14 protein-coding genes are annotated in these 12060 nt (G+C 72.9%); 5 read left to right on the top strand and 9 right to left on the bottom strand.

Annotated elements, in window-relative coordinates:
• Window positions 1–29: 29 nt before the first annotated feature.
• Window positions 30–329, bottom strand: coding sequence for a hypothetical protein (locus ABGB18_RS25340; RefSeq protein ID WP_347698076.1), 300 nt, complete (start codon window positions 327–329; stop codon window positions 30–32).
• Window positions 330–593: 264 nt separating this feature from the next.
• Here ABGB18_RS25340 and ABGB18_RS25335 point away from each other — a divergent pair, with 264 nt between their 5' ends.
• A complete protein-coding gene (locus ABGB18_RS25335) occupies window positions 594–1049 on the top strand; it encodes a VOC family protein (protein WP_347698075.1) in 456 nt (151 codons plus the stop codon).
• 193 nt (window positions 1050–1242) lie between these two features.
• The gene (locus ABGB18_RS25330; protein ID WP_347698074.1) at window positions 1243–2013 is read left to right on the top strand and encodes an alpha/beta hydrolase; all 771 of its coding nucleotides are present in this window, start codon (window positions 1243–1245) and stop codon (window positions 2011–2013) included.
• 33 nt (window positions 2014–2046) lie between these two features.
• On the opposite strand, the gene ABGB18_RS25325 is transcribed toward ABGB18_RS25330, so the two are convergent.
• Window positions 2047–2160: a LuxR C-terminal-related transcriptional regulator gene (locus ABGB18_RS25325; RefSeq protein WP_347698170.1), complete on the bottom strand. Its 114-nt coding sequence runs from the start codon at window positions 2158–2160 to the stop codon at window positions 2047–2049.
• Between ABGB18_RS25325 and ABGB18_RS25320 the strand changes: the two genes are divergently transcribed.
• On the top strand, window positions 2129–2575 hold the full coding sequence (locus ABGB18_RS25320) for a hypothetical protein (protein WP_347698178.1): 447 nt from the start codon (window positions 2129–2131) through the stop codon (window positions 2573–2575). The genes ABGB18_RS25325 and ABGB18_RS25320 overlap by 32 nt on opposite strands.
• A gap of 4 nt (window positions 2576–2579) precedes the next feature.
• Here ABGB18_RS25320 and pcaG read toward each other — a convergent pair whose 3' ends face one another.
• The 5 genes from pcaG to ABGB18_RS25295 are packed head-to-tail and all read right to left on the bottom strand — an operon-like array spanning window position 2580 to window position 6394.
• Complete coding sequence (gene pcaG / locus ABGB18_RS25315) at window positions 2580–3104, bottom strand: protocatechuate 3,4-dioxygenase subunit alpha (RefSeq protein ID WP_347698073.1); 525 nt, start codon at window positions 3102–3104, stop codon at window positions 2580–2582.
• Entirely contained in the window at window positions 3101–3844 is a 744-nt protein-coding gene (pcaH, locus tag ABGB18_RS25310; RefSeq protein WP_347698072.1) for a protocatechuate 3,4-dioxygenase subunit beta, read from the bottom strand. The genes pcaG and pcaH overlap by 4 nt, the downstream gene beginning before the upstream one ends.
• Window positions 3845–3849: 5 nt before the next feature.
• A complete protein-coding gene (locus ABGB18_RS25305) occupies window positions 3850–4998 on the bottom strand; it encodes an acetyl-CoA C-acyltransferase (RefSeq protein ID WP_347698071.1) in 1149 nt (382 codons plus the stop codon).
• Window positions 4995–5624, bottom strand: a complete 630-nt coding sequence (locus ABGB18_RS25300) for a CoA transferase subunit B (RefSeq protein ID WP_347698070.1) — start codon at window positions 5622–5624, stop codon at window positions 4995–4997. The genes ABGB18_RS25305 and ABGB18_RS25300 overlap by 4 nt, the downstream gene beginning before the upstream one ends.
• Window positions 5621–6394: a CoA transferase subunit A gene (locus tag ABGB18_RS25295; RefSeq protein WP_347698069.1), complete on the bottom strand. Its 774-nt coding sequence runs from the start codon at window positions 6392–6394 to the stop codon at window positions 5621–5623. Before ABGB18_RS25295 ends, ABGB18_RS25300 begins: the two co-directional genes overlap by 4 nt.
• A 112-nt stretch (window positions 6395–6506) precedes the next feature.
• Between ABGB18_RS25295 and ABGB18_RS25290 the strand changes: the two genes are divergently transcribed.
• Window positions 6507–7988: an IclR family transcriptional regulator C-terminal domain-containing protein gene (locus ABGB18_RS25290; protein ID WP_347698068.1), complete on the top strand. Its 1482-nt coding sequence runs from the start codon at window positions 6507–6509 to the stop codon at window positions 7986–7988.
• A gap of 197 nt (window positions 7989–8185) precedes the next feature.
• Here ABGB18_RS25290 and ABGB18_RS25285 read toward each other — a convergent pair whose 3' ends face one another.
• Both ABGB18_RS25285 and ABGB18_RS25280 read right to left on the bottom strand, forming a co-directional pair.
• Window positions 8186–10822: a DUF6493 family protein gene (locus tag ABGB18_RS25285; protein ID WP_347698067.1), complete on the bottom strand. Its 2637-nt coding sequence runs from the start codon at window positions 10820–10822 to the stop codon at window positions 8186–8188.
• 326 nt (window positions 10823–11148) lie between these two features.
• Complete coding sequence (locus ABGB18_RS25280; protein WP_347698066.1) at window positions 11149–11664, bottom strand: 2Fe-2S iron-sulfur cluster-binding protein; 516 nt, start codon at window positions 11662–11664, stop codon at window positions 11149–11151.
• Window positions 11665–11868: 204 nt separating this feature from the next.
• Here ABGB18_RS25280 and ABGB18_RS25275 point away from each other — a divergent pair, with 204 nt between their 5' ends.
• The gene (locus ABGB18_RS25275; protein ID WP_347698065.1) at window positions 11869–12033 is read left to right on the top strand and encodes a hypothetical protein; all 165 of its coding nucleotides are present in this window, start codon (window positions 11869–11871) and stop codon (window positions 12031–12033) included.
• Window positions 12034–12060 lie beyond the last annotated feature (27 nt).

Below are 12060 nucleotides of genomic sequence, written 5' to 3'. Positions count from 1 at the left end.
GCCGGCCGGCCGGTCCGCGCAACGGGGGGTCATACCGTGATGACGACCTTGGCTCGGGCGTGTCCCCGCTCGACGTACTCGATCGCCGCCGGGACCTCGCTCAGCGGATCGAGCAGTATCGGCCCACCCTCCTGCTGGAGATCGAGCAGCGCCACCTCGACCGGTAAGGCAGGACCACCGGCGAGGTCTCCGGGTCGCTGATCGAGCGCGGCTACCGCATGCACGTCTGGCAGGGCGGCGGCTGTATCGAGATCATTCTTGGCATCAGCCCAACCGGCGAGGCCCGCATCAATAAAGGCGGCACCCGCGACCCCCTGCCGCTTCCGCATCTGGCGACGGGCCGGCCATGCGCGTCCCTCCGTCATCACGGACCTACCGAAGGGTCGGCCGAGCGACCAGTGAGATCGGCCGAACGTCCGATGGCCGTCGGCGCGAGTGCTTGTTCACCGCCGGGTGAGGTGGGCCGCCGGTAACGATCGCCGTGGTGGGCAGAGGGCGAGCCTCATTGAAAAAATCTTGAAGTGGTGTGTCGATGTGCGGGAGGAGTGTTCGACGCGTTGTCGGAAGCACATCCGAGATGAAGGGAAAGCACCATGCAGAAGGTCACCACGTTCCTCTGGTTCGACGACCAGGCCGAGGAGGCCGCCACCTTCTACACCTCGCTGATCCCGGGCTCGCGCGTCGTCGACGTGCAGCGCCAGGGTGAGGAGGGGCCGGCGATGGTGGTCACGTTCGAGCTGGCGGGGCAGCGGTACCAGGCGCTGAACGGCGGCCCGCAGTACACGCTCACCCCGGCGATGTCCCTCTACGTGGACTGCGAGTCGCAGGAGGAGGTGGACGAGCTGTGGGCCAAGCTGACCGAGGGCGGCAAGGAGCTGCAGTGCGGCTGGCTGACCGATCGGTTCGGGCTGTCCTGGCAGATCATCCCGAGGCAGTTGCCAGAGCTGCTGGCCCACCCCGACCCGGTCAAGGCGCAGCAGGCCATGCAGGCGATGCTGGGCATGCGGAAGATCGACATCAAGGGCCTGCAGCAGGCCGTCGGTCTCTGACACCCGGCACGGGCCGCCGCCTCACGGCCTCGCTTGTCACCGCCCCTCCGGCTTCATTCCGGCCGGTGGGGCGCGCTGGCCGGTGGGGCGTGACCGCGTGACAGATGCGTACGGGTTCGGGCACGCTGGTCGGGTGGTTCGGTGGCGGGGGCGTGCGTGAGGCCCCGCGACGGCGCGGTCCCGGGAGTCGCGGATGATCAGGTTCGGCTATGCGGACACCCGTTTCGGCCAGATCCACTACGCCTCGTGCGGCGCGGGCGAGCCGGTGCTCCTGTTGCATCAGACGCCGCGCTCCTGGGACGAGTACCGCGAGGTCCTGCCGCTGCTGGGGCGTACCCGGCGGGCCATCGCGATGGACACGCTCGGCTTCGGCAACTCCGCCCCTCCCCCGCGCCACTCCATCGGGGACTACGCCGCCGGCGTGCTCGCCCTCATGGACGCGCTCGGCCTGGCCGTGGCCGCCGTGGCCGGGCATCACACGGGAGGCGTGGTGGCGGTCGAGGTGGCGGCGCGGGCGCCGGAGCGGGTGTCGCGGCTGGTGCTGTCGTCCACGCCGATGATCGACCAGGAGGGCCGGACGCACCGCCGCGACCGGCCGCCCATCGACGCCGTCAGCGTGAGTGCCGACGGTTCCCACCTGACCGCGATGTGGCGCAACCGGGCGCCGTACTATCCGTGGCGGCTGCTCAACCGCTACGTCCGCGACGCGCTCACCGTGCTGCCCGAGGTGGAGCGGGGGCACCAGGCGGTGGCGGCGTACCGGATGGAGGAGCGGGTGGGGCTGGTCCGCTGCCCGGTGCTGCTGGTCGGGGCCGCCGGGGATCCGTTCGCCTTTCCCGAGCTGGACCGGCTGGCCGCCCGGCTGCCGGGCAGCGAGAGGGCGGTGATCGAGGACGGGATGATCCCGCTGGAGCACCGGGCGGCCGAGTTCGCCGCGATCGTGGCGGGTTTCCTGGAGCGGTGAGCCGGGTTCCTGGCGGTGTGGGCCGGGTTCCGTTCAGCGGGCCAGGAGATCGGCGAGTTCCGTCCTGCCGGACACCCCGAGCTTGGCGTAGGCGCGGCACAGGTAGTTGTCCACCGTGCCTACCGAGAGGCCGAGTCTGCGGGCGATCTCCCGGCCGGTGCGTCCTCGCGGCGGCCGTCTCGGCCTCGGCGGCGTGCAGCCACAGGCCGAGCCGCTGGAACACGCCCGCCCCCGTTTCCGGCGGCCCCGCCGCGCAGCCGGCCAGGCCGGCCGCACCTTCGAGCTGAGCGCGGCGGAGATCACCAGGGTCAACGGGATCGTCGACTCCACCTACCCCGACGCCGTCCGTGAGACCGACGCGACCCGCAAGTACAACTGCCACGCCTTCGCCTGGTACTCCACCTCGCCTTTCGGGAACGTGTGGATGAACGACCCGGGCGACAACACGTACTGGCTGGACGGCATCGTCTCGAAGTGGGGCCAGTGGGCACGCGTGCGCCACGCCTGGCACGACAGCCCCTACAACGACTCGGTGATCTACCGGTACTGGCGCAACTGGTGACCGGTCAGCCGAAGTCCAGGAAGACCGTCTCCTTCTCGCCCTGCAGGTGGATGTCGAAGCGGTGGACGCCCGGGCGCTCCCGCACGGGCACCAGGGTCTGCCGACGCTCGGGGGGCAGCGAGTCGAGGAAGCGGTCGTGGCCGAAGTAGATGCGGGTGTAGAGGTGGTGCAGCAGGCCGCGGGCGAAGACGCAGACGCTGATGTAGCCGTTGCCGGGCTCCAGCGTCCGCAGGGTCCAGTGCCCGTCGAGGTCGGTGGGCACCCGGCCGAACCCGGTGAAGCGCACGCCGTCCCGGCCCAGCACGGCGCCGTTGACCGGGTCGCGCCGCAGCGTACCGGGACTGCCGCGGAGCGATCCCGAGGGGTCGGGCTGCCAGAACTCCAGCAGCGCGTCGGGCACCGGCTCGCCCGCGCCGTCGTAGACGTGGCCGTGGACGACGATCCCGCCGGTGGCGAGGTCGCCCCCGCCGGGGAAGGGCAGCGCGAAGCCGTAGAAGGGGCCGACGGTCTGCGAGGGGGTGGGGTTCATCGGCCTTCCTCCATCCAGGTTGCGGTGGGGCCGTCCAGGACGATGTCCCAGCGGTAGCCGAGGGACCACTCCGGCTTGGACAGCTCGTGGTCGTAGGCGGCGACCAGCCGTTGCCGGGCCTGGTCGTCGGTGACCGACTGCATGATCGGGTCCAAGGGGAACAGCGGGTCGCCGGGGAAGTACATCTGGGTGACCAGGCGCTGCGTGAACGCCGTGCCGAAGAGGGAGAAGTGGATGTGCGCGGGCCGCCAGGCGTTGAGGTGGTTGCGCCACGGGTAGGCGCCGGGCTTGATCGTGGTGAAGGTGTAGGTGCCGTCCGCGCCGGTCAGGCAGCGGCCCACGCCGGTGAAGTTGGGGTCGAGCGGCGCCGGGTGGTCGTCGCGCTGGTGCAGGTAGCGGCCGGAGGCGTTGGCCTGCCAGATCTCCACGAGCTGGCCGCGCACGGGACGGCCGTCGCGGTCGAGCACCCGGCCGGTGACGGTGATGCGCTCGCCGAGCGGCTCGCCGAGGTGCTGCTTGGTGAGGTCGGAGTCGAAGGCGGTCACGTCGGTGGCGCCGAAGACGGGGCCGGCCAGCTCGGCGGCCTCGGGATCCTTGATCGGGACCAGCGGTTGCCTGGGGTGGCGCAGCCGGGTGCTGCGGTACGGCGCGTAGTCGCGGGAGGGGTGGTCCCCGCCGCCCTCCGCGCGCAGTTCAGCGATCTGCCGGTCGATGTCAGCCTGCTTGGGAGGTTGGTGCATGTCGCCTACCTTTCGAGGATGAGGGCCAGGCCTTGTCCGACGCCGATACAGAGTGTGGCCAGCCCGGCCCCCGAACCAGCCGCGGCCAACCGGTGCGCCACCGCGCCCGTGATCCGAGCCCCCGACGCACCCAGCGGATGCCCCAACGCGATCGCCCCGCCATCCGGATTCACGATCGCCGGATCCAGGTCAGGCAACTCGGCCAGACACCCCAGCACCTGCGCCGCGAACGCCTCATTCACCTCGGCGGTCGTCAGCTCCCCGAACCCCTTGCCCGTCTTGGCCAGCACCCTGCGCGTGGCCTCCACCGGGCCCAACCCGAAATAGCGTGGTTCCAACGCGCTCACCGCGCCGGCCACGATCCGGGCCAGCGGCTCCCGCCCCCGTAGCCCCTCCTCATCGGTCAACAGCAGGGCGGCGGCGCCGTCGTTGAGCGGAGAGGCATTCCCCGCCGTCACTGTCCCTCCCTGCTTGCGGAAGGCCGGCTTCAACTTCGCCAGCGCCTCCGGCGACGTGTCCGGACGGATCCCCTCATCCCGCACCAGCGCGCCGACCGGGACGATCTCCCGCTCGAACGACGCCTTGGCCGCCTTCTGATGGCTGGCCAGCGCGAACGCGTCCTGTGCCGCCCGCTCGATCCGATACCGGTCGGCGATCAACTCCGCCCCCTCCCCCAACGGGACGGTGTGCTCGGCCGGCATCCGGGGGTTGACCAGCCGCCAGCCGAGCGTGGTGGACACCAGCTCCTGCCCGCCGGCCGGGAACGCCCGCTCCGGCTTGGGCAACACCCACGGCGCCCGGGTCATCGACTCCACCCCACCCGCGATCATCACGGAGGCGTCACCCACCGCGATCGCCCGGAAGGCCTGGATGACCGCCTCCATGCCGGAGCCGCACAACCGGTTCACCGTCACCCCCGGCGTGGTCACCGGCAGACCCGCCAGCAGCGCGGCCATCCGAGCCACGTTACGGTTCTCCTCCCCCGCCCCGTTGGCGTTGCCCAGCACCACCTCGTCCACGGTGTCCTGGCCGGTGCGTTCGACCAGCGCCGTCAGCACGTGCGCGGCCAGGTCATCGGGGCGAATGCCGGCCAGCGCGCCGCCGTAGCGGCCGAACGGCGTGCGCACGGCGTCGACGATGTAGACGTCCTTCATGCGGCGACCTCCGCATCCGTACGGTCGCGCAGTTCCTGCGCGCTCACCCCAGGCGCGCACTCGACCAGTGCCAGCCCCCGGTCGGTGACGTCGAGGACGCCGAGGTCGGTGATGATCCGATGCACGCACCCCTGCCCCGTCAACGGCAGCGAACACCGCTCAACGATCTTCGGCGAGCCGTCCCTGGCCGTATGCTCCATGATCACCAGCACCTTACGGGCCCCGTGCACCAGATCCATCGCCCCGCCCATGCCCTTGACCAACCGGCCCGGCACCATCCAGTTGGCCAGATCCCCGCCGGCCGACACCTGCATCGCGCCGAGCACCGCGACGTCGATATGGCCGCCGCGGATCATCCCGAACGACAGGGAGGAGTCGAAGAACGACGCTCCCGCCCGCACCGTCACCGTCTCCTTGCCCGCATTGATCAGATCCGGGTCCACCGCGTCCGCCGCCGGATACGGGCCCACCCCGAGAATGCCGTTCTCCGAATGCAGCACCACCTCCACCCCCGGCGGCAGGAACGACGGAATCCGGGTGGGCAACCCGATACCCAGATTGACGTAGTCACCGTCACGCAACTCGGCCGCCGCCCGGGCGACCATCTCATCCCGACTCCAGCTCACGACCCCACCCCTCCCTTCGGCTCGGTGATGGTGCGCTTCTCGATCGCCTTGTCCGCCGCCTGCTCAGCGGTCAGCGGCACCACCCGCTGCACGAACACCCCCGGCAGGTGCACCTCATCCGGATCCAGCTCCGTCAACTCCTCCACCTCGGCGATGGTGACCCGCCCCGCCATCGCCGCCAGCGGATTGAAGTTCCGCGCCGCCTTGGCGAACACCAGATTCCCGAACCGATCCCCTTTCGCCGCCCGGACCAGCGCGAAATCGGTGGTAATCGCGTGCTCCAGCACATAGGCACGACCGTCAAAGGTGCGCACCTCCTTGGCCGGGGACGCCAGCGCGACCGACCCGTCCGGATGGTGACGCAGCGGCAACCCGCCATCGGCGACCGGCGTGCCCACCCCGGCCGGGGTGTAGAACGCCGGGATCCCCGCACCCCCGGCCCGCAACCGCTCGGCCAGGCTGCCCTGCGGAGTCAGCTCCACCTCCAACTCCCCCGCCAGATACTGGCGGGCGAATTCCTTGTTGTCACCGATGTAGGACGCGGTCACCCGGGCGATCCGGCCCGCGGCCAGCAGCACACCCAGCCCACCGCCGTCCACCCCGCAGTTGTTCGACACCACCCCGATACCGGTGACCCCGCTGTCATAGAGGGCCCGGATCAGAACATTGGGGATACCGCTCAGGCCGAAGCCGCCGACCGCGAACGACGCGCCGTCACGCACGCCCGCCAGCGCTTCCCCGGCCGTCGCGACCACCTTGTCTGTGCGCACGACGCTCCGTTCAGCCGATATGTTCGCTCAGTGAACTAAAGTTCATTTATCTTATGATCGAGTATGTTCACGCGAAGGCGCTCATGTCAAAGCTCCTTCGAAGGGGGAGACGATGGAACCGGCCGGAACCCTGGAGCGCGGGCTGATGGTGCTGCGCGCCTGCGCCGCCGATCCAGGCCGGCGCACCCGCGCCACGGACCTGGTCCGCGCCACCGGCCTGGCCCGCGCCACGGTCGACCGCGCGGTGGACACACTCGTCCGGCTCGGCTACCTGCGGGCCGAAGGCCGCGACGTGCTGCTCGCGCCGCGCCTGATGGAGCTCGGCGAGGCCTACCTGACCGGCGGCGGCCTGCGTGACGCCCTGGCGCCCCTGGCCGGGGAGCTGGCCCGCGAGCTGGCCGAGCCGGTGTCGCTGGCCGTGCAGGACGGCGACGCGGTGCGCTTCATCGCGCAGTTCACCCGGCGGCGCACGATGTCGATCGTCTTCCGGGTCGGCGACCGGTTGCCCGCCGACCGTTGCGCTGCCGGGCTGGCCCTGCTCGACCCGGCCGCGCCGTGGGCCGAGGACGACCAGCTCATCGAGCCGGGCCTGATCGCGGTCGCGCTGCCCGTACGCGGCCCGGACGGCAAGGCGGTCTGCGCGCTGAGCGTGGTCAGCCACACCAGCAGGCACACCGTCGCCGGGCTGGCCGCCCACGCCCTGCCCCGCATGCGCGAGACCGTCGCCCGCATGGAGGCCGCCCTGGCCGGCCCGCCCCCCGAGCCCCGCCCGGCCGTCCGCGCCGCCGGCCCGGCCGACGGCGGTCTGCAGTCGCTGGCCCGCGGTCTGTCCGTGCTGGTCGCGCTCGGCTCGGCCGTCGGCGGGGCGAGCCTCGCCGACGCCGCCCGGACCACCGGCCTGCCCCGCGCCAGCGTGCGGCGGGCGGTCCACACGCTCGAACGCCTCGGGTACGCCGCCGCCGACGGCAACCGCTACGTGCTGCTGCCCAAGGTGCTGGAACTCGGCTACGCCCCCCTGTCGGCCCGCACTCTGCGCGAGATCGTCCAGCCACACCTGGCCGACCTGGTGGCGCGGGTGCGCGAGTCGGCCTCCGTCGCCGTGCTGTCCGGCGACGACGTCGTCTACGTGGCCCGCGTGCCCACGGTGAGCATCATGAGCGTGGACATCACCGTCGGCACCCGCTTCCCCGCGTACGCCACCTCGATGGGCCGGGTGCTGCTGGCCGACCAGCCCGCCGAACGGCTGGCCTCGATCGTGCCCCGTCCGCTGTCGCGCTACACCGTCACCTCCCCCGCCGAGCTGGGCGCCGTGATCCGGCAGGCCGCCGCCGACGGCTACGCCCTGGTGGACCAGGAGCTGGAGGAGGGCGTGCGCTCGATCGCGGTGCCCGTGCGCGGCCCCGGCGGGCGGACCGTCGCGGCCGTCAACGTCGCCACCCACGCCAGCCGCGCCACCCCGGCCGACCTGCTGCGCGACGTCCTGCCCGCGCTCGCCGAGGCCGCCGCCCGGATGGAAGCCGACCTGACCCACGTCCGCGACCACCCGCACACCCTCGCCGAGGAGGACGGGCCCGACGCGCCCAGGTCCTCCTGAGCTCGGCGGTTTCCAGGGGGAGCCGCCAGGACGATCCCAAGGCTGCTCCCGGAGACGGGTGAACGCGGCGGCTCCTGACGTCTGCTGATATACGTCCGGGGAGCCACATGACGTAGCGACGGGTGGCACGGCGATGAGCACGCGGGAGAGTGCGGGTGGCGGCCAGATCGGCGAGGCGGCCGCCTCCGCGAGCGCCTTTACAACGTAGATCCCTTAGGTGAGGTGATCAGGTGCCATAAGCGTCGCGCCTCCTGCACGAGCCGGCTCGATCCCGTACGTGCCGCCACCGCCGCCACCTCAGGAACCTCCGCCCGGACCCCCGCGATCCTGGCCGCCCTGGCCCCCGCCGCCAGCAGGTCCGCGACCCCGGCGCGCGGCCGCTCGCCCTCCGCGGGCAGCAACCCCGGCAGGACCCGTACGACCACCTCCCACACCACCTCCTGGGCCCCGGCCTGCGTGGCGTCGTCGAGCACCGCGACCACCCGGTTGAGCTTGAGGAAGTCGGCCCGCACCAGCCGCGTCACCGCCTCCGCCAGCGCCACCACCGGCACCTCCCCCCGCGCCGCCAGGGTGAGCAGCGCGTCGGTGGCCGCGCCGCGGTCGGCGGCGTTCTCGTGGCCCATGCCGCAGGCCAGCGCGTGCGCCATGCCCGCCCCCAGCGGGCCGTCCCCGTGCACCACGCTCGCCAGCACCGCCGTCTGCCGGTCGGCGCCCGCCATCGACGCCGGCAGGTAGCAGGACAGGTGCGCCGCCACCAGCTCCCGATGCGAAGGGAGGACCAGGGGCCACCAGCCCAGCGTGTAGGAGTGGCCGGTCTGCAGCTCGAACAGCTCCCGAATCGCCACCGGCAGGTCGGCGAGCAAGGGGGCGGCGGACGGCAGACCAGCGGGAGGCGGGCCGGCGGACAGCAGACCAGCGGACGCCAGACCGGCGGACGGCAGGTCGAGCTCGGCCCGCAGGTGGGCCCGGCCGTGTACGGACACGGTCACGCGGGGATCGGCCAGGCCGCCGCCGCGCATCCAGGCCGCGCACGCCCGCCCCGCCTCCGAGGTCAGCCGCCCGGCACGCCGGACGTGGACGGCGCCGACCACGCGGGGCAGCCGCAGCAGCGCCTGCGCCAGGTCGGCCGGCAGCGCCGCCGCCCCGCCGGCCTCCAGCAGCTCCAGCCGGTCGAGCAGCACCCCGGGATCGACGTGGCCGGTGCCGCGCGTGGGCGTGGCCAGCAGCACCGGGTAACCCGTACCCTGCTCGAACGCCGTCGCCAGCTCCCGCGCCCGCTCCAGGTAGATCCGGTCGAGCGCGCCGGGAGCCCGCGGCCGCCGCCGCTTGGATGCGCTCTCCGCCGTCAGCGCCCTGCTGTCGCCCGGCGAGGCGAAGGCCAGGAAGGCCCGGCGCACCACCGCCACGAGCCCCTCGTCGATCTCGCTCCCGAAGTGCCCGTAGTCCGCCGGTTCGAACGGCTGCCACCAGGCACGCAACGCCTCCCGCGACGCCCAGGGCGCCCGGTGCGACCAGTCGGCCAGCCCGGCGAGGAGGCGTTCGTAGGTGTAGGGGTCGGGCGGCCAGTCGAAGGCGGCGATCTCGCGGGCGAGCTCCTCCGGCGAGGCGATGGGCCCCGGCAGGCTCGGCGCGTGCCCGGCCGTCAGGGCCGCCGCGGTGAGGGCCGCCTGCTCGGCGATGCCGCCCCCGTACGCCGGCGCGATCTGCTCCCGGAGCTCGGCCGGCAGCCCGGCCGCCGCCTCCCTGACCACCTCACGAGCCGCCTGGTCGGCCTGCGGCGCCAGCTTGACGGCGAGCCGCACGGCCTGCTCCCGCAGGGCGAGAGTGTCCTGCGTGAAGATCGACGACATCGCACGCAACACGGCCGGCACCCGCCCGGCGTCGCGCAGCACGGCGTCGCCCGCCCACGAGACGACCGCGCGCAGCAGCTTCTTCTCCGGCCGGAACGCCAGCGCCGCCACTGCCTCGGCGAACAGCTCCTCAGCCAGCCGCCCCGACTCCTCCAGCCGCCGTAGCTGCGCCAGCGCCAGATCGGCCACCGCGACCGGCCCGGCGGGCAGCAGCGCCGCGTAGTCCGCCGCGCGCCGGGCGGCCTCGTCGAGGTCCAGGTCGAGCCGGTCGTGCAGGACCGCGAACGGCACCGGCGCGCCCGGCCCGTCCCGCAGCAGCCGCCGCACCAGTCCGTCGATCACCGCCGCCCGCTCCAGCCGTCCGTCGGCCACGAGCCGGACGACCGACTCGACCACCCGCCACAGGTCGGCCGTGGCCAGGCCATCGATCTCGAAGACCCGCCGCCGGTAGGCGGTGAACAGCCGATCACCCGCGGCCGGCGCCGGGCTCAACGCCCGCAACCAGCCGGCCATGAACGCCGCGTCGTCCGGCGGCTCGATCCCCGTCTCCCGGACCAGCTCCGCGGCCAGCGCCCAGTGCCGCAGCTCCGGCAGCCGCACCCGGGCGGCCACCCGGCGCGCCAGGTCCGCCCGCCACCCCGCCGGCCGCCGCCGCAACAGCTCGGGCAGGCAGCCGAGATCGCCGTCGGCCGCCCACCGCAGCTCCGGCCGGAACAACCAGGCCGCCACCGCCGCCGGCCCGCCCAGGCAGGCGACCCCCGCCACCATGAGCGGCGCGCACTGCCCCGGCCAGTCCCACCACCGGCCGGCCCGGCCCTGCTCGGTCACGTGATCGGACAACCGGGCCGCGACCGCCTTGCGCCCGGCGGCGTCGAACTCGGTGACCAGGCGCACGGTCCCCACGGTGTCACCGGCCCTGGCGAGCTTGAGGAGATCGTCCCAGGCGCGCTGTGAGGTCGCCCGGCGGACCTCCGGTGCCGTCACCCGGCGACCACCCGATGCCGTCGCCCTTCGGCGATCGTCCGGCGCCGTCCCTTGGAGGGCGTCTGGCGCCACTGCCCGGCGGACGTCGCCGACCGTCCCCCGGAGGGCTTCTGGTGCCACTGTCCGGCGGGTGTTCACGCCCGCACCGCCGAAGGCCTGCCACCCGGGGATCGGGCAGGCGAGCACACCACCATCGCGTCAACCATGGCGGGACTTTATCGGGCCGCTCCGACAATCCGCGGATCACGAAGCAGGCCGCTCCGACATTCCGCGGATCACGACACGGGCCGCCAGATCGACGCGGGTGGCGGGCATGAGAGATCCGTTCACCGGCCCGACGGGTAGGCTGCTGATCGCGCCGACGAGGGTGCGGAGATCTTCCAGAGAACGGCAGGCCAGACGCTCGCCCCGTCATCCTGGACCTTGCGCCGTTCCGCAGCCGAACGCCGGTTCCAGCCGCAGGGCCGGCGACCGCCCTTCAGGGCCACGTCCACGCCGCCGACATCCCTCGGCCGGCACCCGAGCATCGTCTGGAGCGGGTGCGGCGTGCCTCCCTCGGCCAGGGACTCGATCGTGGTGATGCGACGGTCCTCGCACTGGGCGGCGAGCGTCAGGCAGGCCACCACGCGCCTGCCGTCGATCAGCACCGTGCAGGCCCCGCAGGCACCCTGGTCACACCCCTTCTTGGCCCCGGTCAGGCCGAGGTGGTCGCGTAACGCGTCCAGGAGGGTGACCCGGGCGTCCACGCGCAGCCCGTACGGGACGCCGTTGACGTCGAGGGTGATCTCCACGTGCGGAACTTCGCCCGTGTCCTGGTCAACAGCGCTTCTCGCTTCGGTCATATACGCCTCGATTCCGTGCTCATCGGGCATGACGCCCGGTCGGCATCGATAACTATGACCAAACTTGACACCGTATATAACCAGGGGAAGGCCCGGGTTGAGCCCCTGGGTATCGCCCGCGCACCACCAGGTCCACGCCGCGCCCACGCCCCGGTGACGGCCCGTGCGTCGCGACTCCCGGGGCCGCCACCACGGAAGAGGTACGTGTGCCCACCCATCCAGGACCGGGACCGCGCCTCACGGCGTTTCGAGCAGGCCCGTCCCCAGGGGTGTCAGCACACGGACTCCCCCGAGGCGGCCCGGCCGAGGTCGGCGCCCAGCCGCTGGATCTACGCCCACCACATCGACTGGGACGCCCGCGCGGCGTGACCCGTTTCCCGGTCACCACGGGCTGGG

Source organism: Nonomuraea sp. B12E4 (genome assembly GCF_039871825.1).
GTDB lineage: Bacteria > Actinomycetota > Actinomycetes > Streptosporangiales > Streptosporangiaceae > Nonomuraea.
The sequence above is the reverse complement of the archived record's forward strand: the minus strand, read 5'-3'. Positions and strand labels throughout refer to the sequence as shown.